This is a genomic window from Pantoea phytobeneficialis (assembly GCF_009728735.1).
GTDB lineage: Bacteria > Pseudomonadota > Gammaproteobacteria > Enterobacterales > Enterobacteriaceae > Pantoea > Pantoea phytobeneficialis.
Map to the genome: position 1 here is coordinate 2358251 of NZ_CP024636.1, position 22756 is coordinate 2381006.

A 22756-nucleotide genomic window follows, 5' to 3' on the forward strand; every position below is an offset into this window, starting at 1 on the left:
TGATAGCCTGTGTGCTATTAGTGTTTAATTATATAAAAGTTCTTATCGAGGGTTTTATCCAGCGGATCTTTGCCGGTGTAACCACCCACATAGGTTTTCACCAGACGCGCGTTCACGTAGTAGTAAACCGGCACGATGGTGCTGTCTTTATCCAGGATCTGCTCGGCTTTCTGATAATCGGCAGCACGACCTTTGGCGTCAGGCGCTTTAATTGCGTCTTTGATCACCTTGTCAAATTCTGCGCTCTTATAATGCGAGGTGTTACTGCTGCTGTCAGATACCATGATGTTCAGGAACGACGTTGGTTCGTTATAGTCTGCACACCAGGCGGCACGGGACACATCAAAGTTGCCCTGATGACGGGTATCCAGGAAGGTTTTCCACTCCTGGTTTTCCAGTTTGATGTTCACGCCAATGTTTTTCTTCCAGATAGATGCCGCTGCGATCGCCAGTTTTTTATGCAGATCGGAGGTGTTGTACAGCAGGTTAAACGTCAGCGGTTTATCAGCGGTATAACCGGCTTCAGCCAGCAGTTTCTTCGCTTCTGCGTTACGTTTTTCCTGTGACCACTTGAACCAGTCTGGCGGCAGAATCTCCATGCCATCGGTGGCTGGCGGGGTGAAGCTGTAGGCTGGCTGCTGGCCCTGTGCCAGAACTTTGTTCACCATGATGTCGCGATCAAGGCCGAGTTTCAGCGCAGCACGCACACGCGGGTCAGTGAACGGTGCTTTCTGGTTGTTAATTTCGTAGTAGTAAGTACACAGATACGGATCTACATGCAGTTCTTTCGGGTTATCACGTTGCAGCTTTTTGAACAGCTCGATCGGCATGTTGTTGTAAGTCATGTCGCTGCCGTTCTCGGAGAAGAAACGGTTCACATCACTGACTTCTGAGTTGATCGGCAGGAAAGTGACCTTGTTCAGCACGGTATGTGCGTTGTCCCAATATTCCGGGTTACGTACCAGCGTAATACGCTCGTTGATCACATGGTCCTGTAATTTAAAGGCGCCGTTACCCACCCAGTTTTGCGGCTGCGTCCACTGGTCGCCAAATTTTTCAATTGCCGGTTTGTACACCGGAGACATCACGGAGTTGATCAGCAGTTTGTCGAAATAAGGCACCGGCTCGCTGAGGGTCACTTCCAGCGTATGATCGTCAAGCGCTTTCACGCCCAGATCGGTAATCGGTTTTTTACCGGCAATGATGTCATCAACGTTGGCGATGTGACCATATTGCGGATAGCTGGCGTACGGTGACGCGGTTTTGGGATCAACCAGACGCTCCCAGCTGTAAACGAAGTCCTGTGCTGTTACCGGCGCGCCATTGGACCATTTGGCATTTTTACGCAGATGGAAAGTCCAGACTTTAAAGTCTTTATTTTCCCAGCTTTCAGCAACACCCGGAACCGGTTTGCCATCGCTGTCGCTGACCAACAGACCTTCATACAGATCGCGCGCCACGTTGTCTTCCGGCACACCCTCAATTTTATGCGGGTCCAGAGATTGGACCTCGTCGCCATTACCGCGCACCAGCTCCTGCTTTGCTGCCAATTCAACGCCTGCTGGCACATTTGCTGCCAGCGCGGCATTCCCTGCCAGCGCGCCAATCGCCGCAACCACACCTAAGGCGATCAGGCTTTTTTTCGTGATGTTGTTCATTATTACGCTCCAGTTTTATTATCGTCACCGGGAAGTTAACACCGCCCGGCGTACCCCGTATCCGGGAGATCTCCGCCCTGTCTGGTCAGAGATCGCAATCACCTTTTCAGGTGTTGCCACGGTAACGTGCCGCCCGACTGTAGCGCCGGATCAGCCCATTACTCAATGTTTCTTTATGTAATAGTATTTCAGATTGATGAGATCCTGCGGGTCCTGGCCGGTAAAGCCCCCCACCCAAGGTTTCACCAGTCGCACGCTGACACGGTAATAGACCGGAATGATCGCCGAGTCTTTATCCAGTTGCGTCTCAGCCTGTTGATAAAGCGCCGCACGCGCTGCCGCATCCGGCACCGTGAGGGTTTTATTCATCAACTGGTCAAAAACCGGGCTGCTGTAAAACGCGGTGTTAATTGAAGCACCAGTCAGCAACATATTCAGAAAGGTCGATGGTTCGTTGTAATCAGCGCACCAGGTCGCGCGCACCACGTCGTATTGCGCCTGATGACGTGTTTCGAGTAGCGTTTTCCACTCCTGATTCTGTAGCGTCACCACCGCACCAAGGTTTTTCTGCCACATAGAAGCCGCAGCAATCGCCTGTTTTTTATTTTGCTCGGAGGTGTTGTACAACAGCGTGAAACGCAGCGGGTGCTGATCATTAAAGCCGGCTTCAGCCAACAGCTTTTTGGCTGCGGCATTCCGTTCCGCCTGCGTCTGCTTAAACCAGGCGGGCGGGGAAAGCGTGATGCCATCGGTAAACGGCGGCGTCAGGCTATACGCGGGAATTTGCCCCTGCCCCATTACTTTCTGCGCGATGATGTCACGATCCAGCGTCAGCTTCAGCGCAGTACGCACCCGTGCATCGGTAAACGGTGCTTTCTTGTTATTGATTTCGTAATAGAAGGTGCACAGTAGCGGGCTGACTTTGACCTCATCACCCAGGTCCTGCTGCAATTTATGGAACATATCGGGCGGCACAACGCTGTTGGTCATGTCCGTGCCGCCGCTGCGATAGCGATTAACGTCGCTGTTTTCCGACGACAAGGGCAGATAAACACCCTCTTCAATCACCGTGTGGGCGTTGTCCCAGTACAGTGGATTACGCTTTACCACGATTTTTTCATTCACCACCCACTGGCTCAGGGTATAAGGACCATTACTGACGTAGTGTTCAGGCTGAGTCCATTGTTCGCCCCACTGCTCCACCGCCGGACGATAAACCGGCTTCATCGCAGTGTTGGCGACCATTGAAAGGAAATAGGGAACCGGTTCAGAGAGCGTAACCTGGAAATGACGGGCATCCAGTGCTTTGACGCCCAGCGCTGTAGGTTTGGCTTTCCCCGACATCACCGCATCAATATTCTCCACATGCGCCGCCTGTAAATAGCTGGCATAGGGGGAAGCGGTTTTGGGATCAGCCAGACGCTGCCAACTGTAGACAAAATCCTGCGCCGTTACGGGTTCACCGTTGCTCCAGCGCGCGTTATCACGCAGGGTAAAGGTCCAGACGCGTCCCTGATCGTTCTGCCACTTTTCCGCGACGCCGGGCACAATCTTCCCGTTGTTGTCAGTGTTGACCAGACCATCAAGCAGGCTTTGGATCACATTGGATTCCGGTACGCCTTCGATTTTTTGCGGATCAAGGGACGCCACTTCGCTGCCATTATTAATCACAATGCGCTGGGTGTCGGATAATTGTGTCCCCACAGGAATCTCAGCCGCCTGGCTTTGGCTAAACAAACCCCACAGGCAAAAGGCGAGAGGTGAAAACGCCGTGACCTTCGCTACCTTCCATTTCATCAACAGAAATCAACCCTAAACATAAACCTGATAGCGTGTAAGCAAGAACCGTACACATTTTTGACTATCAGATAAAAAAATTGTGATGGTCCGAAAATTATCAGAACAAATACCCGCACGCCAAAGCTAAACCGCAAAAATGTTAGCTAATTCTCTTTTATCACGTCCTGGTGAGAAGGAAAAGTGTTAATTCTTAACCAGAATTATCACATAATTCATTGATTTTAATTTATTTATATCAATTTTTGCTGACATTATGCGCATGCGCGACTGGCTTATATCTTAAATGCGTTATATGCCATTAGTTAGCATTCCAATGGCATATAAATTCACTAAAATAACCACATACAGAGGTTTTATTTATATCATTGGCAATTATGCCAGATATGATGCTGTGATAATTATCACAATAAAAAACGAGAATCACACAAGGGAAGGAGACGGCAGTAGCAAAATTGATATCAGCACTGCGCTGTTAAGCACGATGAATAAAAGCACTTAAATGGTGCAATATTTTACCTGATTGCACCATTCAGGATCATCCATTGATGACGTGAGAAAAATTAAGCCAATTTTTAACTTAATAAACCAGGGAAAATGGCTTTTAGTCCGGTGACTACAAATTCAATTCCTAACGCCATCAACAGCAAACCCATAATACGGGTAATAACGTTGATTCCGGTCTGGCCAAGTACGCGAACCATTAACGGTGCCGCTCGAAACAACAGCCAACAGCAAAAGGCGAATATGGCAATAGCGACGGTGAATCCCAGCAGATTTTGCCAGTTGTGATACCGGGTACTCCAGACGATGGTGGAACTGATGGCGCCGGGACCGGCCATCAGCGGCAATGCCAGAGGCACCACACCAATGCTTTCGCGAATCGCGGTTTCTGATTTCTCCTGCTTGTTCTGCTTATCCTCACCCAACTTACCGCTGATCATCGACATGGCAATGGTCACCACCAGGATGCCACCAGCAATGCGGAAGGAATCAATGGAGATGCCGAACAGATGCAAAATCGCATCACCAAGAAACAGCGAGGTCCACAGGATGATCGCCACTGCAAGGTTAGCCGTAAGATTGGTTTTATTGCGCTCCGCAGCCCCCTGGTAGCTGGTCATGCTGATAAACACCGGAATGATGCCCACCGGGTTCACCAGGGCGAACAAACCGACAAAAAACTTAATATAGCCGGATAGATCAAGTAGCACGGGGGTCACAGTCAGCTCCAGAAATGGTCACAGTGAAAATCGCGCTTAATGTAGTGCAAAAGCCGGGAGAAAAACCAGTGGTTTAAGCAGAAAACTATGCTGCTTTTTTACCTTTAATCCAGTGCATCTGACTGGCGTTAATGGTGAGTTACCACTTTGCTGCTGAGCAGTCGTCATTTTGTGGCGCCCGCGATTACTTTACTTGCGAAAGTGGGTGCTGAAAGGTGTCAGCTTGGGGCAAAATTGATCTGCATCATAATTCTCCTACCTCATCGGGGGTAATCTTACCCCATCGAAACAGAATCCTGAGGCTTTAGTATCCAGACCGGAAAACCTTTTTAGTAAGCAACTGCGAGTTCCCTCGCTTCTCCTGACCAGTGCACGACTATACTTCTGGATCCAGGCTTGTTTACTAAAAAAGTTTAACTTCCTTCAGGAGAACACCATGGCCGTAACTAATGTCGCCGAACTTAATGCACTGGTAGAACGTGTTAAAAAGGCACAGCGTGAATACGCCAACTTTAGTCAGGAACAAGTTGATGCAATCTTCCGTGCTGCCGCGCTCGCTGCTGCTGATGCACGTATCCCTCTGGCTAAGATGGCCGTTGCCGAATCCGGCATGGGCATCATTGAAGATAAAGTAATCAAAAACCACTTTGCTTCCGAATATATCTACAACGCTTATAAAGATGAAAAAACCTGTGGTGTGCTCGAAACTGATGACACTTTCGGGACTATCACCATCGCTGAACCTATCGGCCTGATTTGCGGTATTGTTCCAACCACCAACCCGACCTCTACCGCCATCTTCAAAGCACTGATTAGCCTGAAAACACGTAACGGTATTATCTTCTCACCACATCCGCGTGCTAAGGATGCCACCAACAAAGCCGCAGATATCGTGTTGCAGGCAGCTATCGCCGCAGGCGCACCGAAAGACATTATCGGCTGGATCGATGCCCCGTCTGTTGAGCTGTCAAATCAGCTGATGCATCACCCGGATATCAACCTGATCCTGGCAACCGGTGGACCGGGCATGGTGAAAGCCGCTTACAGCTCAGGTAAACCTGCCATTGGTGTGGGTGCCGGTAATACCCCGGTAGTGGTGGACGAAACAGCGGATATTAAACGTGCTGTTGCTTCCATACTGATGTCCAAAACCTTTGATAACGGTGTGATCTGTGCTTCTGAACAGTCAGTGATTGTCGTTGACTCCGTTTATGAAGCAGTGCGTGAGCGTTTTGCCACCCACGGCGGCTATCTGTTGCAGGGTAAAGAGCTGAAAGCCGTTCAGGATATCATCCTGAAAAATGGCGCACTGAATGCCGCCATTGTTGGACAGCCAGCGCCTAAAATTGCGGAAATGGCCGGTATCACCGTCCCGGCTAACACCAAAATCCTGATTGGTGAAGTAAAACTGGTTGATGAATCAGAACCTTTCGCGCATGAAAAATTGTCCCCGACTCTGGCGATGTATCGTGCCAAAGATTTCGAAGACGCGGTGGGTAAAGCGGAAAAACTGGTTGCTATGGGCGGTATCGGCCACACCTCCTGTCTCTATACCGACCAGGATAACCAGGGTGAGCGCGTACACTACTTCGGCGACAAGATGAAAACGGCGCGTATTCTGATCAATACCCCGGCCTCACAGGGTGGTATCGGTGACCTGTATAACTTCAAACTGGCTCCGTCACTCACGCTCGGTTGCGGTTCATGGGGCGGTAACTCCATTTCTGAAAACGTGGGACCCAAACATCTCATCAACAAGAAAACCGTGGCCAAGCGAGCTGAAAATATGTTGTGGCATAAACTTCCGAAGTCCATCTACTTCCGTCGTGGTTCTCTGCCAATTGCACTCGAAGAAGTGGCAACGGATGGGGCCAAACGCGCCTTCATCGTTACTGACCGTTTCCTGTTCAACAATGGCTATGCTGACCAGGTCACCCGCGTGCTGAAATCACACGGTATCGAGACTGAAGTGTTCTTCGAAGTCGAAGCTGACCCAACGCTCAGCATTGTGCGCAAAGGCGCTGAGCAGATGAACAGCTTTAAACCTGACGTGATTATCGCCCTGGGTGGTGGTTCACCGATGGATGCGGCAAAAATCATGTGGGTGATGTATGAACATCCGGAAACCCATTTTGAAGAACTGGCCCTGCGCTTTATGGACATCCGTAAACGTATCTACAAATTCCCGAAAATGGGTGTGAAAGCACGCATGATCGCCATCACCACCACTTCCGGTACCGGTTCTGAAGTAACGCCGTTTGCTGTGGTAACGGATGACGCGACCGGTCAGAAATACCCACTGGCTGACTATGCGCTGACTCCGGATATGGCAATTGTCGATGCGAACCTGGTGATGGATATGCCGCGTTCACTCTGCGCCTTCGGTGGCCTGGATGCGGTAACCCATTCGCTGGAAGCCTACGTTTCCGTCCTTGCCAATGAATACTCTGACGGCCAGGCGCTCCAGGCACTGAAACTGCTGAAAGAGAATCTGCCAGCCAGTTATAAAGAAGGTGCGAAAAACCCGGTAGCGCGTGAGCGTGTGCACAATGCGGCCACCATCGCCGGTATCGCGTTTGCTAACGCCTTCCTTGGTGTATGTCACTCAATGGCCCACAAACTGGGTTCTGAGTTCCATATTCCACATGGTCTGGCGAACGCCCTGCTGATTTGTAACGTCATTCGCTACAACGCCAATGACAACCCAACCAAGCAGACCGCCTTCAGCCAGTATGACCGCCCGCAGGCACGTCGTCGTTACGCTGAAATCGCTGATCATCTGGGTCTGAGTGCCGATGGCGACCGTACCGCGCAGAAAATTGAGAAATTGCTGGCGTGGCTGGAAGAGATGAAAACCCAGTTGGGTATTCCGACCTCAATTCGTGAAGCCGGGGTACAGGAAGCCGATTTCCTCGCGAAAGTGGATAAGCTGGCTGACGATGCCTTCGATGACCAGTGTACCGGTGCGAACCCGCGTTATCCGCTGATTGCTGAGCTGAAACAAATCATGCTGGATACCTTCTACGGCCGTGAGTTTGTCGAAGCGACAGCCGAAGTGGCGGAAGCCGTTGACTTACAACCGGTGAAAGTGGTGAAAGCAGAGAAAAAAACCAAAAAAGCCTGAGTTTGAATAATAAAAAAACCCGCCTCGGCGGGTTTTTTTATGTATGCAATTTTATAATTCGGGCTGGCGATTACCGTATATGGCTTTTAATGATCCTTCATCAATCGCCTGTTTATAATGTTTACGGCAGACAGATATATATCGCTCATTTCCACCGATCACCACCTGCTCACCTTCACTAAAAGGCTTACCGCTGGCGTCGAGGCGTAAAACCATGCTGGCTTTACGTCCACAATGGCAGATGGTTTTCAGCTCAACCAACTTATCAGCCCATGCCAACAGATATTGGCTACCGACAAATAATTCGCCACGGAAATCGGTGCGTAATCCATAGCACAGCACCGGAATATCCATATTGTCGACCACATCCGACAACGCCCTGACCTGCTCGCGCGTCAGAAACTGGCTTTCGTCGACCAATACACAATGAAGCGGTTGACGGGCATGTTCTGCGGCTATTTCCACATCGAGTTGAGTTTCTGCATTATATAAGCAGGCAGGTGATGACAGACCGATACGTGAACTTACCTTGCCCGCACCAAAGCGATCGTCAATTTCAGCGGTATAGACCAGGGTGCGCATACCACGCTCCTGATAATTATAGGATGACTGTAGCAGCGCCGTTGATTTGCCCGCGTTCATCGCTGAGTAATAAAAATAGAGTTGAGCCATTGGTAAATCTCTTCAGGGCCAAAATCAGATGCGCGCAAGTCTACCATAAAGGTATCACGCTGTAGCGTAGGATTGTTTTTATCATTTGCTCAAATTAACAGCATAAGTTCACTTAACAGAATGCCGCTTGAGCACGCAAATAGCACTCAATGATAAAGGAGTGGCCATGCCGACTTTTTATTCATTTTTATTCCTTTAGCGGATCAACTGCATGCCTTCACCGCACCTTTGAACCACAAACTTTAAGGGCTATCGAATACAATGTGACAAGTTAAATAGACTACATCTGTCGCTAAAAATGCCTTCTGCGTTTTAATTTACGTTTTACTTTTTAATCAGGCTATTGCAGTTATTTTTTTCCGCCACTATTATGAGCTGGCAGAACAACTCCCATTAAATATATTTTGAGATTAGGACAATGAGCGAAGCACTTAAAATTCTTAATAATATCCGTACATTGCGCGCACAGGCTCGGGAATGCACTCTGGAAACTCTGGAAGAGATGCTGGAGAAACTCGAAGTTGTGGTGAATGAACGTCGTGAAGAAGAGTCTCATGCGCAAGCAGAAAATGCCGAGCGTACGCGTAAACTCGAACAATATCGTGAGATGCTGATTGCTGATGGTATCGACCCGAATGAGTTATTGCAGGCTTTATCAGAAACTAAAGTTGCGGGTAAAACCAAGCGCGCAGCTCGTCCGGCAAAATATCAGTATGTTGACGAAAATGGTGAAACCCGTACCTGGACTGGTCAGGGTCGTACACCAGCCGTGATTAAAAAAGCGATTGAAGAACAAGGCAAACAGTTGGACGATTTCCTGCTGTAACCCCACCAGTGCTTAGCAATTTTTGTGATTACACACCCATTTGGTGAATTCACCAGGTAAAAAAAGGAAGCCTGAGGCTTCCTTTTTTCATGCATGATTACGAGTGGTAAAATTCACGATACCAGTTAACAAATTGCTGCACGCCTTCAGCGACGCTGGTTTGTGGCCGGAAATTGATCGCATCATACAATGGTTGCGTATCCGCGCTGGTCTCCAGCACATCTCCCGGCTGCATCGGCATCAAATTCTTATTTGCTTCGATGCCCAGGGCATTCTCCAGTGCCTTGATATAATCCATCAGGCTCACTGGCTGGCTATTCCCGATGTTATACACGCGATAAGGTGCTGAACTGCTTGCTGGCGTTCCGGTCTCCACCGTCCATTGCTCATCGGGTTGCGGAATCACATCCTGCAAACGCACAATGGCCTCGGCAATATCATCAATGTAGGTGAAGTCGCGTTTCATTTGCCCGTTGTTGTAAACATCAATGCGCTCACCTGCCAGCATTGCGCGCGTAAATTTAAACAACGCCATATCAGGACGTCCCCACGGACCGTATACCGTGAAGAAACGTAAACCTGTAGTGGGCAATTGGTAGAGATGCGAATAGGTGTGCGACATCAGCTCATTAGCTTTTTTGGTCGCCGCATAAAGTGAAACAGGATGGTCAACCGAATCATCAGTTGAAAAAGGCATTTTGCGGTTCAGACCATAAACTGAACTGGACGAGGCGTAAAGCAAATGCCCAATTTTATGGTGGCGACAACCTTCAAGAATATTCAGGTGCCCGATCAAGTTTGCATCGGCATAGGCATGTGGATTTTCTATGGAATATCGCACCCCTGCCTGCGCGCCTAAATGAATAACCCGGTCGAAACCTTGCTGCTCAAATAAAGAAGAAATGGCCTGGCGATCTGCCAGGTCCATTTTGCTAAAGCTGAATGCGGGATGTTGCGCTATCTGGTCAAGGCGGGCTTGTTTCAAGCCGACATCATAATAGTCATTAAGGTTGTCGATGCCGACAACCTGGTGACCGGCAGCCAGCAGACGCTGACTCACATGAAATCCAATAAAACCTGCTACACCGGTAACCAGAAACTTCATACATCCCTCATCTATTACGCAATTTGAATTGAAGCCCCGCGGCCGATTGCATAATAAACGAAACCGCGTTTGCTGATACGCTCCGGATCATACAGGTTACGACCATCAAAAATCACGGGTTGTTTTAATGCTGTTTTAATCACATCAAAATCAGGGGCACGGAAGTTTTGCCATTCAGTGCAAATCACCAGGCCATCAGCTCCCTGCAACGCCGCTTCTTTGGTACCCATAAGCTTCAGGTCGCTACGGTGTCCGTAGATACGCTGTGCTTCATCCATCGCTTCCGGATCGAACGCCTGAACGGTAGCACCTGCTTCCCATAACGTTTCAATCAGTACACGGCTGGAGGCTTCACGCATATCATCGGTATTCGGTTTAAATGCCAGCCCCCACAGAGCAAACGTTTTACCACGCAAATCATCGCCGAAGTGACGTTTGATAAAGCCAGGCAGCTTGCTTTTCTGCGAGTCATTCACATCTTCAACCGCCTGCAACAGACGGGGTTTGTAACCGATAGACTCTGCTGTGCGGATCAGCGCCTGCACATCTTTCGGGAAACAGGAACCACCGTAGCCACAGCCCGGATAGATAAAGTGGTAGCCAATACGGGAATCAGAACCGATACCCTGACGCACCTTCTCAATATCCGCACCCAGTCGTTCAGCCAGGTTAGACATCTCGTTCATAAAGCTGATTTTGGTGGCAAGCATGCAGTTTGCTGCGTATTTGGTCAGCTCTGCACTACGGATGTCCATCAAAATCATACGATCGTGATTACGGTTGAACGGCTCATACAGCTCGCGTAACAGCTCGACCACGTCGTCATTGTCGGTGCCAATAACAATGCGCTCAGGACGCATGCAGTCATTAACCGCTGCACCTTCCTTGAGGAATTCCGGGTTTGAAACCACATCAAACGCGATATTAGCATCACGTTTTTTCAGGGTTTCGGTCATCACTGCGCGCACTTTATCAGCAGTACCGACCGGTACTGTCGACTTATCGATAACCACTTTGTGATCATTCATATGTTGCGCAATGGTACGCGCAACCGCAGTCACATATTTCAGATCGGCAGAACCGTCCTCATCCGGGGGCGTCCCCACCGCGATGAACTGCATCACACCGTGGTTGACACCCTCTTCCGCGTTGGTGCTGAACTTAAGGCGACCTGCCTCATAGTTCGACATCACCAGCGGGGTTAAACCGGGTTCATAAATCGGAATGATGCCTTTTTTCAGGTTTTCGACTTTTTTCGCGTCGACATCAATACAGAGAACGTCATGTCCGACTTCGGCTAACACCGCAGCCTGAACCAGACCGACATAGCCGATACCAAATACAGTGACTTTCATTGAATTATCCTGTTTTTAATGGATTACTTTTTGTTTCCTACAGCGCCTTCAAGCCATTGGGTGAAATCTTTACCCAGAACCGGATGACGAACACCGTATTCAACAAAAGCCTGCATATAACCCAATTTGTTACCGCAGTCGTGGCTCACACCTTTCAGGTGGTAAGCTTCAACGGTCTCTTTTTCCATCAGCATGGCAATGGAGTCAGTCAGCTGAACTTCACCACCTGCACCCGGAGGGGTTTTTGCCAGCAAAGGCCAGATGTCAGCAGACAGTACATAACGCCCCACTACCGCCAGATTTGACGGGGCTTCAGCGGCTTTCGGCTTCTCAACCACACCGACCATCGGTGCGCTTTGACCCGGAGCCAGATCGGCACCTTTGCAGTCAACCACGCCGTATGCCGTCACGTCGGCAACCGGCTCAACCATAATCTGGCTACGGCCACTTTCTTCATAGCGAGACAGCATTTCTGCCAGGTTGTCTTTCGTCGGGTCGGACTCGTACTCATCGATGATCACGTCCGGCAGAATGACTGCAACCGGCTCATCACCAACCAGCGGGTGTGCACACATCACAGCGTGGCCCAGACCTTTGGCGATGCCCTGACGAACCTGCATGATGGTGACATGCGGTGGGCAAATAGACTGGATTTCATCCAGCAGCTGACGCTTAACACGTTTTTCCAGCATCGACTCCAGCTCAAAACTGGTATCAAAGTGGTTCTCGATGGCGTTTTTAGAGGAATGGGTGACCAGCACGATCTCATTAATGCCGGCAGCGATACACTCGTTCACGACATACTGGATCAACGGCTTATCAACCAGCGGTAACATTTCTTTCGGGATAGCTTTGGTGGCTGGCAGCATACGCGTGCCCAGGCCAGCTACAGGGATTACCGCTTTTTTTACTTTTGACTTAAAGGCAGACATCAAGATACCTCTCTTATAGGCCGCTCAAGTTAATACTTGATATGTCGGTTTAAAAATCGAAATTGAGTATATCAGTTACTCTTTGACGGATTTATCCTGGATGAAGTTAATCCGCGGAATTTAAGACTATTACCCAAGTGTAAAGCTAAGCCCTGGTCCTGTCTTCAACCCGCGAAAAATATAAATGTAATCGTTTATTCTTCAGCCGATAACATCAGGCGGAGTCGGCCACCAGCGCCCCATACATGGCACTGCCAGGACTCGGCACGTTGGCTAATTTGATTAAGATGCGTACTCCCCATAGTGCCAAGCGGTACGCCATTACTGAGTTGAATTTGATGGGTGTTAATGTGCAGGGTGGCATTCAGACCGGCTGACACCAGAATAAGGTTTTTCAGCTGCCGATGGTAATAACCGACCAGCAGCGGGAATTGACCATTAAGGTTTGCCTGCCGCAACAACATATTGACCTGGCGCAGCAGACCATTTAACTCGGGCAACCGCTGCTTTTGACCGGAAAGTTGTTCCTGCAACAAGCCATTGAATAACGCACGCAGCAACAAGGCCGCCAGTACGCCATTATCGCCCGCCCGGGTGACGTCCAGACAATAAAACGCCAGATCTTTATCTGACAGGGCAGCAATATCCAACACCAGGCCAGGCTGTTCTGCCATAGTGAGTTGTCGGTAATTGATTCGGCAATTGGCAATATTTTGTTGGACCGGAGGCTGCAATTGTTTCAGTAACTTTGCCGCCGCCAGAGGATCGCTCACCAGCGCATCCCAGTCCTGAAAAAGTTGTTCGTCTTCCTCAACTTTTGAGGTAAACATCGAAGGATAGAGACATTCGTACACCGCTTCGCGAAAACGATCGAGATTTCTCAGCGGTTTAAGCAGTACATCCTGAACGCCAAGGCGTAACACATGGGCAATATCCGCCATGTTCTGGGTAGCGGATATGATGAGGATTGGCACGCTGTTACCCCGGCTGCGGATGCGTTCCACGAACTGAATTCCACCCATACGCGGCATTTCCAGATCGCATATGACCAGATCAACCGCCTGTGCGGTGAGCAGCGTCAGCCCATCAAGACCATCTCCGGCCTGCATGGTCTGCGCGCCAAGACTGATTAAAAAGTTATCAAGCAACGAACGGAAAACGACCTCATCTTCGACAATGAGTATCTTTTTGCCGATTAGCGGTTTTTCCATTCTCTCCCCCTGCGTACCAGACATTTCAATAGTGGTTCATAAAACGCAGTTGTGCCTTTCAGAATTAACCGAAGTCACAACACCTGTGAATGAACAACCTGACTATCTGCTACGGACCAGCGGTAATAGTTCATCCATTTTTTTCTCGACGGCGGCCTTGCCTGCCGCAATGGCCTCTTCAGCCCGGTGAAAGTCCAGCGTAGAAATTTGCGGACAAAAGGGTTGAATCAGCACATCCGGCGGATCGCCTGCCATACGATTGCGCTTCAGGCGATTTTCCAGCACCTGGATGGAGGTCGACATAATCTCCATGGCACCAGGCGTTTGATTTGCACGACGCTGGGTAAGTCCCAGTAGTCGCTGACGTAATTTTTTACCCCAGCTCAATGCTTCTGCTGCCGCCTGCTCCTCACCACTCTGCGGCGTCACTGACAGTAAATCCTGCTGCATCAGATGCGCATCATGCTGGAGATCGACAGCAATCACGATGTCAGCCCCTAACGCACGCGTAAGCGAAATGGGTACCGGGTTGACCACCGCACCATCGACCAGCCAGTACCCATTGTAGCCAACGGGTGGTAATAAGCCTGGCATACTGCATGATGCGCGTACCGCCTGATGCAGGTCGCCATCGGTTAACCACAACTCACGACCGGTACTAAGATTGGTGGCAACGACACCGAAAGGTTTTTCGCATTGCTCAATTAATTCATGGGGTATCAGCTGCCGAACATGGCTGAACACGCGATCACCGCGCAATAGCCCGCCACGTTGCCATGAAAGGTCCATCAGGCGAATCACATCCCAGTAGCGAAAGGCGCTGACCCAGCGTTCCATCATACCAAGACGGCCACTGACATACGCTGATCCCACCAGCGCCCCCACCGAACAGCCGGCAACCACATCAATCTCCACCCCGGCCCGTTCTAACGCATTGATCACGCCAATATGCGACCAGCCTTTGGCGGCACCTGAACCCAGGGCCAGCCCGATCCTCACCTTTCTCATCTCACCTCGGGATTTACCTGGTACGTAGCTTCGCGCCCGACAGTCAGCTACCATAGCGCGCAATCTTTAACTTTAATCACCTTGTGGAGATGACGTGTCCGAAACGTGCCCCTGCTGTAGCGGAAAGCAGTATAGCCTATGTTGCCAACCCTTTCTGACCGGGCAGGCTACCCCGGCAAGCGCCGAACAGCTGATGCGCTCACGCTACACGGCATACGTGGAGAAAAACGCGGCATGGTTGGTCACAACCTGGCACTCCAGCCAACGTGTGGCCGAACTTGAGACGTTATTATCTGAAAGTTTTTCCGGTACTGAATGGCTGGGCCTGAATGTAACCCGTTGTAATCAGGGAAGCCATCAGAATGAAGCATTCGTGACCTTTTTTGCGCGATACCTCGAAAAAGGACGCACATCGGCCATCTATGAATGTTCACGCTTTCTTCGTGAGGATCAACGCTGGTACTATGTGGACGGAACAACGCCCCCGCTGGGGCGAAACGATCGCTGTCCTTGTGGCTCCGATAAAAAATACAAAAAATGTTGTGGCTGATGTGGACATCAGCCCAACAGCATTACCATTCATCGCTTTGACAGGACTCTGATCGAGATGCAAGCGCAAACCATGCAACGAAAAGTTTTACGTACCATTTGCCCCGATGCGAAAGGTCTGATCGCCAAAATCACCAACATTTGTTACAAGCATGAACTCAACATCGTGCAGAACAACGAATTTGTCGATCACCGTACCGGGCGCTTTTTTATGCGCACAGAGCTTGAAGGCATTTTCAACGACAACACCCTGCTTGCGGATCTTGATAGCGCCTTACCGGCGGGTTCAATTCGCGAACTGAACAGCGCAGGTCGCCGTCGTGTGGTGATCCTGGTGACCAAAGAGGCGCACTGCCTTGGCGATCTGTTGATGAAAAGCGCCTTTGGTGGTCTTGATATGGAAATCGCTGCGGTGATTGGCAACCATGAAACGCTGCGCTCGTTGGTTGAACGCTTTGATATTCCCTTTGTGCTGGTCAGCCATGAAGGTCTGACGCGCGAAGAACACGACAACCGCATGGCGGATGAGATTGATCGTTATCAACCCGATTATGTGGTGCTGGCGAAATATATGCGCGTCCTGACGCCCGCGTTTGTGCAACGCTATCCGAACCAGATCATCAACATTCACCACTCCTTCCTGCCGGCGTTTATCGGTGCACGCCCCTATCATCAGGCGTATGAACGTGGTGTGAAAATCATCGGTGCGACCGCGCATTATGTGAACGACAATCTCGATGAAGGCCCGATCATTATGCAGGATGTGATCAACGTTGATCACAGCTACACCGCTGAAGAGATGATGCGCGCCGGTCGCGATGTAGAGAAGAACGTTTTGAGCCGTGCACTGTATAAAGTGCTGGGTCAACGCGTATTTGTATACGGCAACCGCACGATCATTCTTTAACCACTTTGGCGCTGAACTGCACAAGCCTTCAGCGCCACGAGTAAAAAGTGGGCAATCGATTCATAAATTTAGTGCGGGCGCTTTACAGATGAAGCGCATTTGGTATTATGCGCCCCGCTTTCAGGCGTAATGATTCAGGCCAGTGGTGGGATTCCCGAGCGGCCAAAGGGAGCAGACTGTAAATCTGCCGTCACAGACTTCGAAGGTTCGAATCCTTCTCCCACCACCATCTGAATCGCCGCGACCTGTTGCCACAATATGCCTTATCCCTGGTGGGATTCCCGAGCGGCCAAAGGGAGCAGACTGTAAATCTGCCGTCACAGACTTCGAAGGTTCGAATCCTTCTCCCACCACCATCCAAATATTCTCCCTTATTTATTCGCAAACTCAGTCCTCACCGCATCAACAAAACAACGTATCTTGGTCGTTTGCTTACGCGCCGATGGCACCAGTATATGCATTGGGCGAGAGGGTCCGCTGTAATCCGGCAGCACCCGCACCAGACGTCCTTTATCGATTTCCTCTTTAAGCACATCTTCTGGTCCAAGAGTCACACCATAACCCTCAAGTGCAGCATGCATCAGGGCTTTCCAGTCGTTGGAGCGTAAGCGCCCTTCCGGCCTGACTTCTTCAATCTTGCCCGCTTTATGAAAGATCCAGCGACAGGGCATCGTGGCAGACCAGTAGCCATAAACCAGGCAGGCGTGGTGTTGCAGTTCTGCCGGTGTCTGGGGCATGCCATGACGCGCAATGTAAGACGGGGCTGCACAGGCAATCAATCGATAGGGTGCCAGCGGCCAGGCTACCATAGAGCTATCGGTCAACTCCCCAATGCGGATCAAAACCTCCGCTTCTTCTTCGGTGGCATTGATGATTCTGTCACTCAACGTCAGTTCGACCTGTACTTGTGGCCAGGCAGCGAGGTAACGACTGATGAAAGGCGAGAGTGTGTATGACCCAAAGGTCACCGGGGCATTCACACGGATAATACCGGAAGGCGTGGCCTGCATATTCAACACTACGGCATCCGCCTCCTCCACTTCGGTCAGCACCACGCGGCAACGCTCATAGTAGCGACGGCCGATTTCAGTCAAATGCTGACGTCGCGTGGTACGGTTGATTAGTGCGGCACCCAGTCGTGTCTCAAGCGCTGCAATGTGTTTAGCCACCATCTGTGGTGACATCTCCAGTGCATCAGCAACAGCGGCAAATGACCCTAATTCAGCGGCTTTGACGAACACCTTCATCCCGGCCAGTTTGTCCATGATTCCCTCCTGAGAGTTGTTTTTAAAACAACATTAATGCGATTTATCTTCTTATGGGAGGGAATCATATTACAACTCACAACAACCCGATGGAGTGAAAAATGAAGACAGGAATTATTGGCGCAGGATTCGTAGGCCGGGCGATCGCCAAATTAGCCATTCAGGCCGGTCATCAGGTCATGCTCAGTAACTCACGCGACCCACAAACGCTGTTCAGCCTGCGCCCGATGATCGGTTGTGAGATCGGCACAGCACGCGAAGCCGCCAGCTTCGGTGATATCGTCATTATAGCGGTGCCGCTGACCGCCATTGATGCTCTGCCTGCCACTGAGATTGGCAGCAAGCCCGTCCTTGATGCGGTGAATTACTATCGCGAACGCGACGGCGACATCGCCGAATTATCTTCCCGCGCCACTACCACCAGCGAACTGCTGGCCCGTTACCTGCCAGAGGCGCGGATCACCAAAGCCTTCAACGCCATTCCAATGACCCAGTTGGAGAGTGACGGTCAGGCCGCAGCCACATCCGGTCGACGCGCCCTGCCGGTAGCCGGTGACGATGCAGAAGGTAAAGCAATCGCGGTCGCGTTGTACGACGCCTTCGGCTTTGATGCCGTTGATGCCGGGCCGCTGGCTGAAGGCTGGCGTTTTGAACGCGGCATGCCGTCTTATTGCGTGCGAATGAACAGCAGTGAATTGATTGCCGCACTGGCCCGGGCTGTCAGATTCTGAAGCACAGCGGCGTGATTTATCGCGCATTTTCAGCACGGAAGAAACGCGCGATAAATCGCGCCGCTACGCAATGCCGCTTCTGACCATGACATTTACCGCAAAACTCGCTACCATCCCGCCATACTTTTGCGGATAAAAATGGTAGCGAAATGAAATTTGTCTCATTTAACATCAATGGTTTGCGTGCACGCCCTCATCAACTTGAAGCGCTGGTGGAACAGCATCAGCCGGACGTGATTGGCTTGCAGGAAACCAAGGTCCATGACGACATGTTCCCGCTTGAAGAGGTCAGCAAACTCGGTTACCACGTCTTTTATCATGGACAAAAAGGCCACTACGGGGTCGCGCTACTGACCAAAGCCGAGCCGGTCGCGGTACATCGCGGCTTCCCGCTTGATGGCGAAGATGCCCAGCGCCGTCTGATTATGGCTGAAATCCCCAGCCCGATTGGGAATATCACGGTGATCAACGGTTACTTCCCGCAGGGTGAAAGCCGTGACCATCCGATCAAATTCCCGGCAAAAGAGAAGTTTTATCAGGATCTGCAAAGCTACCTGCAAACTCAACTGGCAGCAGACAAACCGGTGCTGATTATGGGTGATATGAATATCAGCAGCACCGATCTCGACATCGGCATCGGTGAAGAGAACCGTAAGCGTTGGCTGCGCACCGGTAAATGTTCATTCTTGCCGGAAGAGCGTGAGTGGATGGACCGCCTGCTTAACTGGGGTCTGGTTGATACCTGGCGTGCACAATTCCCGGAAACGACTGACCGTTTCTCATGGTTTGATTACCGCTCCAAAGGCTTTGATGATAACCGCGGTCTGCGTATCGATTTGCTGCTGGCCAGTCAGCCTCTGGCATCGCGTTGTATCGACAGCGGTATTGATTACGACATCCGCAGCATGGAAAAACCGTCGGACCATGCGCCGGTATGGTCAACCTTTAAATTGTGATGACGCTGCGTGGCCTACTCAGGCCACGCGACTTATTTGATAATTTTCCAAATCAATGGATTAGTACCCATCACTTTCTCATCGCGCGAACATTGCAGCAGCACACCTTCCGCTTTGACTACCGCACCCTCCGAGTAGCTCCGGTTCTCATAGGTACAGCATTGCAGACAGTTGCTCTGCTGATTATTTTGCCCCTGCGTCCAAACTTCTGGTGGCATATCCACCACCACGTCGGTGTTACCCGTGCGGCCAGAATCAGGGGTGCGATTCGCCTGTGCCGCGCTGCTCAACAACAGAACGCCACTCAGCAACACCATCAGATATCGCATCACTCGGTCTCCTTCATTTTGCGCCGGGCAGGTTTGCGTGTCCGTTTTTTCTCACTCGCGCCCCCGCTTGCGGCAATGCCACGAAATGCCTGTAGCGATGGCTGCTGGCGCGCCTGGCCAATCAGGCCAATTAAGGTGCTGACCAGCGGTTGCATAAACTCATCGTAACGACAGGCTTTTTCACTGATGCGGGTTAGCGTCGATTCCCAGTGGGCAGTCATATCAGGCCGTGCCGCCATTTCCGGCAGCGCATGGATCAATGCCCTGCCCGCCTCGGTAGAGTGAATATAGCGGCCCTTTTTCACCAGGAATGTTCGCCGGAACAATAATTCAATAATGCCGGCTCGCGTCGCTTCCGTTCCTAAACCATCGGTCGCACGTAGCACTTTCTTTAGATCTTTATCCTGCACAAAACGTGCGATGCCGGTCATGGCCGAAAGCAACGTGGCATCAGTGAACGGACGGGGCGGCTGCGTCTGCTTTGCCAATACTTCACCACGTTCACATAACAGTTCGTCGCCTTTACTGACCACCGGCAATGGCGTGCCGTCGTTCTCTTCATCGCGCTCCTTGCTACCAAGCAACGCTCGCCAGCCCGCTTCCGCCAGGAAACGTGCCTTAGCAACGAATTTGCCACCCGCAATGTCGAGATCAATGACGCACTTGCGAAACACCGCGTCGGGACAGAACTGCATCAGATACTGACGCACAATCAGGCCGTAGATATTGGCTTCATTTTCACTGAGATTCACCTTACTGGCGCGTGCGGTCGGGATGATGGCATGGTGAGCATCGACTTTCTTGTCGTCCCAGCAACGGTTGCGCTGTTCAGGGTTGAAATCAGCCGGTGGTGTCATATCCGGTTGATGGGCCTGAATGGCGTTCAGCACCGCATGACGCCCGGCAAAGTGTTCTTCCGGCAGGTAACGGCAATCTGAACGCGGATAGGTGATCAGCTTGTGGGTTTCATACAACCGCTGGCAGCAATCCAGAACGTTTTGTGCGCTCAGGCCGAAGCGTTTTGCCGCTTCAATCTGCAAACTGGAGAGGGAGAACGGCAGCGGCGCGATTTCTGATTCCCGTTTGTCGTTATAGGCGGTGACCAGCGCCGGTTGGCCGTTAATGCGCTCCAGCACATGATCCGCCAGTGGGCGGTGCAGCAAGCGCCCTTCCTCATCCTGCCAGGGTTCGCAGGCATCACTCGGCACCCAACTGGCGACAAAACGCTCATCCTTTGGCGTGACAATATGTGCTTTGACTTCGAAATAGTCCTTCGGGATAAAGTTCTCAATCTCTTCATCGCGTCGTACCACCAGCCCAAGCACCGGCGTCTGTACCCGACCGACCGACAACACACCGTCATAGCCAGCATTACGCCCTAACAGCGTCCAGGCACGGGTCATATTGATGCCATACAACCAATCGGCACGGGCGCGTGCCAGCGCCGAAACACACAACGGGATAAACTCACGGTTTTCACGCAGGCGGCTCACTGCGCGTTCCACCGCCTGCGGGTTGAGGTCATTAATCAGGCAACGTTGTACTTTCTGGCGCTTTTCCGCAGGCAATTGCAGGTAATCAATCACCTCATCCACCAGCAATTGTCCTTCGCGATCCGGGTCGCCCGCGTGAACCACTTCGGACGCTTGCGCCAACAAGCCTTCAATGACTTTAAGTTGTTTCGCCACCGAGGGACGCGGCTGGAGCCGCCACTTCTCAGGGATAATCGGCAAGTCAGCCAGATTCCAGCGCGCATAACGGCTGTCGTAGCTATCAGGTTGCGCCTGTTCCAGCAAATGCCCGACGCACCAGGTGACAACCTGATCATTACCGCAGGCAATATAACCATCGCCGCGTCGATGGGGTTTAGGCAACACGTCGGCGATGGCACGTCCGAGGCTCGGTTTTTCTGCAATAAACAAACGCATGAATGGCGTCGATCCTTAAACGTCAGTTAACTACGGTAATCAGCGGATGATTGGGTTCGGCGTCATACAATTCGCCAATCGCGGTGGGCGTCACACCGGCCAGCATGGCACAGCGGTGAAAGGCTTCAACTTCAGAAGGCTGTACCGCCACCAGTAAACCACCGGAGGTTTGTGGGTCACACAGTAGCGCACGCGTCGCGTCATCCAACGGTGACACATGGTGACCGTAGCTGGCAAAATTACGACTGGTTCCTCCCGGTACGGCACCGGCAGCGATATACCCGTCCACTCCCGGCAGGCGTGGCACCTGGGTCGCGTTCACCTCAGCACGTAAACCGGAACCCTGACAGATTTCACTTAAATGCCCCAGCAGACCAAAACCGGTGACATCGGTCATTGCAGTCACTCCGGCGAGCTGGGCAAACTCTGCACCCACCTTATTCAACTGACACATCACTTCCGCCGCCAGCGAGTGATGTTCCGGTCGTAACAGCCCTTTTTTCTCGGCGGTAGTCAGAATACCAATGCCGAGCGGTTTGGTCAGGAACAGCTGGCAGCCAGGCTGGGCTGCGCTATTTTTCTTCACCCGCGCCACATCAACGATGCCCGTTACGGCGAGGCCAAAAATCGGCTCAGGTGAATCGATCGAATGACCGCCCGCCAGCGCAATGCCGGCGGCCTGGCATGCCGCACGACCACCCTCAACCACCTGCTGCGCGACCTCGGGGCTCAGCACATTCACCGGCCAGCCAAGAATGGCGATCGCCATGATCGGCTTACCGCCCATTGCATAGATATCGCTGATGGCATTGGTGGCAGCGATACGGCCAAAGGTGTGGGGATCGTCAACAATCGGCATAAAGAAGTCGGTGGTGCTGACCACCGCACTGCCATTGCCCAGGTCATAAACGGCGGCATCATCGCGGGTTTCGTTCCCCACCAGCAGATGGGGATCGTGGAAGGCGATCAGTTCACTATGCAGGATGGTTTCCAGCACCTGGGGTGAGATTTTGCAGCCACAGCCAGCGCCGTGGCTGTATTGGGTCAGGCGAACAGGGTCACTCATGGCAGGTTCCTTATGCACTGGCAGATAGCGCTATGTTAGCCTGGCTGCCAGCCTGAGGTAAGTGGTGCGCAATCACAGCTCGATCAATCGCACACGCGGTGTGCAATATTTGCA

At 51.4% G+C, this 22756-nt stretch carries 19 protein-coding genes and 2 tRNA genes; 8 read left to right on the forward strand and 13 right to left on the reverse strand.

Features of this window, described 5'->3' with window-relative positions; all coding sequences use genetic code 11:
* Positions 1–17: 17 nt before the first annotated feature.
* The 3 genes from oppA to CTZ24_RS10990 all read right to left on the reverse strand — a co-directional run bounded on the left by oppA (position 18) and on the right by CTZ24_RS10990 (position 4678).
* Positions 18–1658, reverse strand: a complete 1641-nt coding sequence (oppA, locus tag CTZ24_RS10980; protein ID WP_208723532.1) for an oligopeptide ABC transporter substrate-binding protein OppA — start codon at positions 1656–1658, stop codon at positions 18–20.
* A gap of 162 nt (positions 1659–1820) precedes the next feature.
* On the reverse strand, positions 1821–3455 hold the full coding sequence (locus tag CTZ24_RS10985) for an ABC transporter substrate-binding protein (protein WP_208723533.1): 1635 nt from the start codon (positions 3453–3455) through the stop codon (positions 1821–1823).
* Between the two features lie 575 nt (positions 3456–4030).
* Positions 4031–4678: a YchE family NAAT transporter gene (locus CTZ24_RS10990; protein WP_021183061.1), complete on the reverse strand. Its 648-nt coding sequence runs from the start codon at positions 4676–4678 to the stop codon at positions 4031–4033.
* A 436-nt stretch (positions 4679–5114) separates the two neighbouring features.
* On the opposite strand from CTZ24_RS10990, the gene adhE reads away from it, so the two are divergent.
* Entirely contained in the window at positions 5115–7802 is a 2688-nt protein-coding gene (adhE, locus tag CTZ24_RS10995) for a bifunctional acetaldehyde-CoA/alcohol dehydrogenase (protein WP_021183060.1), read from the forward strand.
* A 51-nt stretch (positions 7803–7853) separates the two neighbouring features.
* Here adhE and tdk read toward each other — a convergent pair whose 3' ends face one another.
* The gene (gene tdk / locus CTZ24_RS11000; protein ID WP_021183059.1) at positions 7854–8474 is read right to left on the reverse strand and encodes a thymidine kinase; all 621 of its coding nucleotides are present in this window, start codon (positions 8472–8474) and stop codon (positions 7854–7856) included.
* Positions 8475–8892: 418 nt separating this feature from the next.
* Between tdk and hns the strand changes: the two genes are divergently transcribed.
* Positions 8893–9300: a histone-like nucleoid-structuring protein H-NS gene (hns, locus tag CTZ24_RS11005; protein WP_036625038.1), complete on the forward strand. Its 408-nt coding sequence runs from the start codon at positions 8893–8895 to the stop codon at positions 9298–9300.
* A 97-nt stretch (positions 9301–9397) separates the two neighbouring features.
* Here the strand turns inward: hns and CTZ24_RS11010 are convergent, their stop codons facing one another.
* The 5 genes from CTZ24_RS11010 to rssA form a co-directional block, all read right to left on the reverse strand.
* Complete coding sequence (locus tag CTZ24_RS11010; protein WP_208723534.1) at positions 9398–10405, reverse strand: NAD-dependent epimerase; 1008 nt, start codon at positions 10403–10405, stop codon at positions 9398–9400.
* A 14-nt stretch (positions 10406–10419) separates the two neighbouring features.
* Positions 10420–11760, reverse strand: a complete 1341-nt coding sequence (locus CTZ24_RS11015) for a UDP-glucose dehydrogenase family protein (RefSeq protein ID WP_208723535.1) — start codon at positions 11758–11760, stop codon at positions 10420–10422.
* Positions 11761–11783: 23 nt separating this feature from the next.
* The gene (galU, locus tag CTZ24_RS11020; protein ID WP_021183055.1) at positions 11784–12692 is read right to left on the reverse strand and encodes a UTP--glucose-1-phosphate uridylyltransferase GalU; all 909 of its coding nucleotides are present in this window, start codon (positions 12690–12692) and stop codon (positions 11784–11786) included.
* Between the two features lie 194 nt (positions 12693–12886).
* Complete coding sequence (rssB, locus tag CTZ24_RS11025; protein WP_021183054.1) at positions 12887–13903, reverse strand: two-component system response regulator RssB; 1017 nt, start codon at positions 13901–13903, stop codon at positions 12887–12889.
* A gap of 102 nt (positions 13904–14005) precedes the next feature.
* Positions 14006–14911, reverse strand: a complete 906-nt coding sequence (gene rssA, locus CTZ24_RS11030; protein ID WP_036625018.1) for a patatin-like phospholipase RssA — start codon at positions 14909–14911, stop codon at positions 14006–14008.
* A gap of 94 nt (positions 14912–15005) precedes the next feature.
* Here rssA and CTZ24_RS11035 point away from each other — a divergent pair, with 94 nt between their 5' ends.
* The 4 genes from CTZ24_RS11035 (at position 15006) to CTZ24_RS11050 (ending at position 16723) form a co-directional block, all read left to right on the forward strand.
* The gene (locus CTZ24_RS11035; protein ID WP_208723536.1) at positions 15006–15461 is read left to right on the forward strand and encodes a YchJ family protein; all 456 of its coding nucleotides are present in this window, start codon (positions 15006–15008) and stop codon (positions 15459–15461) included.
* Positions 15462–15518: 57 nt separating this feature from the next.
* Positions 15519–16367, forward strand: coding sequence for a formyltetrahydrofolate deformylase (gene purU / locus CTZ24_RS11040; RefSeq protein ID WP_021183052.1), 849 nt, complete (start codon positions 15519–15521; stop codon positions 16365–16367).
* A gap of 144 nt (positions 16368–16511) precedes the next feature.
* Positions 16512–16596: transfer RNA gene (locus tag CTZ24_RS11045), tRNA-Tyr, on the forward strand.
* A 42-nt stretch (positions 16597–16638) separates the two neighbouring features.
* A tRNA-Tyr gene (locus CTZ24_RS11050) sits at positions 16639–16723 on the forward strand.
* Positions 16724–16738: 15 nt separating this feature from the next.
* Here CTZ24_RS11050 and CTZ24_RS11055 read toward each other — a convergent pair.
* Positions 16739–17632, reverse strand: coding sequence for a LysR family transcriptional regulator (locus CTZ24_RS11055; protein WP_208723537.1), 894 nt, complete (start codon positions 17630–17632; stop codon positions 16739–16741).
* 101 nt (positions 17633–17733) lie between these two features.
* Here CTZ24_RS11055 and CTZ24_RS11060 point away from each other — a divergent pair, with 101 nt between their 5' ends.
* Together CTZ24_RS11060 and xthA are read left to right on the forward strand one after the other, a co-directional pair.
* Positions 17734–18363: an NADPH-dependent F420 reductase gene (locus CTZ24_RS11060; RefSeq protein WP_021183050.1), complete on the forward strand. Its 630-nt coding sequence runs from the start codon at positions 17734–17736 to the stop codon at positions 18361–18363.
* A 149-nt stretch (positions 18364–18512) separates the two neighbouring features.
* Positions 18513–19319, forward strand: coding sequence for an exodeoxyribonuclease III (gene xthA, locus CTZ24_RS11065; protein WP_021183049.1), 807 nt, complete (start codon positions 18513–18515; stop codon positions 19317–19319).
* A 32-nt stretch (positions 19320–19351) separates the two neighbouring features.
* Here xthA and CTZ24_RS11070 read toward each other — a convergent pair whose 3' ends face one another.
* Genes CTZ24_RS11070 through selD form a run of 3 tightly spaced genes read right to left on the reverse strand, consistent with a single transcriptional unit; the run spans position 19352 to position 22642 of the window.
* Entirely contained in the window at positions 19352–19648 is a 297-nt protein-coding gene (locus tag CTZ24_RS11070; protein ID WP_021183048.1) for a YnjH family protein, read from the reverse strand.
* Positions 19648–21576 carry a DNA topoisomerase III gene (locus CTZ24_RS11075; protein ID WP_208723538.1) on the reverse strand — a complete coding sequence of 643 codons (1929 nt, stop codon included), beginning with the start codon at positions 21574–21576 and terminating at the stop codon, positions 19648–19650. The genes CTZ24_RS11070 and CTZ24_RS11075 overlap by 1 nt, the downstream gene beginning before the upstream one ends.
* 22 nt (positions 21577–21598) lie before the next feature.
* Positions 21599–22642 carry a selenide, water dikinase SelD gene (selD, locus tag CTZ24_RS11080; RefSeq protein ID WP_208723539.1) on the reverse strand — a complete coding sequence of 348 codons (1044 nt, stop codon included), beginning with the start codon at positions 22640–22642 and terminating at the stop codon, positions 21599–21601.
* Positions 22643–22756 lie beyond the last annotated feature (114 nt).

What these genes read in the sequence shown, in the direction of transcription:
- oppA (WP_208723532.1), bottom strand. Translation starts at nt 1,658, where the DNA reads ATGAACAACATCACGAAAAAAAGCCTGATCGCCTTAGGTGTGGTTGCG.
- CTZ24_RS10985 (WP_208723533.1), bottom strand. Translation starts at nt 3,455, where the DNA reads ATGAAATGGAAGGTAGCGAAGGTCACGGCGTTTTCACCTCTCGCCTTT.
- adhE (WP_021183060.1), top strand. Translation starts at nt 5,115, where the DNA reads ATGGCCGTAACTAATGTCGCCGAACTTAATGCACTGGTAGAACGTGTT.
- tdk (WP_021183059.1), bottom strand. Translation starts at nt 8,474, where the DNA reads ATGGCTCAACTCTATTTTTATTACTCAGCGATGAACGCGGGCAAATCA.
- hns (WP_036625038.1), top strand. Translation starts at nt 8,893, where the DNA reads ATGAGCGAAGCACTTAAAATTCTTAATAATATCCGTACATTGCGCGCA.
- CTZ24_RS11010 (WP_208723534.1), bottom strand. Translation starts at nt 10,405, where the DNA reads ATGAAGTTTCTGGTTACCGGTGTAGCAGGTTTTATTGGATTTCATGTG.
- CTZ24_RS11015 (WP_208723535.1), bottom strand. Translation starts at nt 11,760, where the DNA reads ATGAAAGTCACTGTATTTGGTATCGGCTATGTCGGTCTGGTTCAGGCT.
- galU (WP_021183055.1), bottom strand. Translation starts at nt 12,692, where the DNA reads ATGTCTGCCTTTAAGTCAAAAGTAAAAAAAGCGGTAATCCCTGTAGCT.
- rssB (WP_021183054.1), bottom strand. Translation starts at nt 13,903, where the DNA reads ATGGAAAAACCGCTAATCGGCAAAAAGATACTCATTGTCGAAGATGAG.
- rssA (WP_036625018.1), bottom strand. Translation starts at nt 14,911, where the DNA reads ATGAGAAAGGTGAGGATCGGGCTGGCCCTGGGTTCAGGTGCCGCCAAA.
- purU (WP_021183052.1), top strand. Translation starts at nt 15,519, where the DNA reads ATGCAAGCGCAAACCATGCAACGAAAAGTTTTACGTACCATTTGCCCC.
- CTZ24_RS11055 (WP_208723537.1), bottom strand. Translation starts at nt 17,632, where the DNA reads ATGGACAAACTGGCCGGGATGAAGGTGTTCGTCAAAGCCGCTGAATTA.
- CTZ24_RS11060 (WP_021183050.1), top strand. Translation starts at nt 17,734, where the DNA reads ATGAAGACAGGAATTATTGGCGCAGGATTCGTAGGCCGGGCGATCGCC.
- xthA (WP_021183049.1), top strand. Translation starts at nt 18,513, where the DNA reads ATGAAATTTGTCTCATTTAACATCAATGGTTTGCGTGCACGCCCTCAT.
- CTZ24_RS11070 (WP_021183048.1), bottom strand. Translation starts at nt 19,648, where the DNA reads ATGCGATATCTGATGGTGTTGCTGAGTGGCGTTCTGTTGTTGAGCAGC.
- CTZ24_RS11075 (WP_208723538.1), bottom strand. Translation starts at nt 21,576, where the DNA reads ATGCGTTTGTTTATTGCAGAAAAACCGAGCCTCGGACGTGCCATCGCC.
- selD (WP_208723539.1), bottom strand. Translation starts at nt 22,642, where the DNA reads ATGAGTGACCCTGTTCGCCTGACCCAATACAGCCACGGCGCTGGCTGT.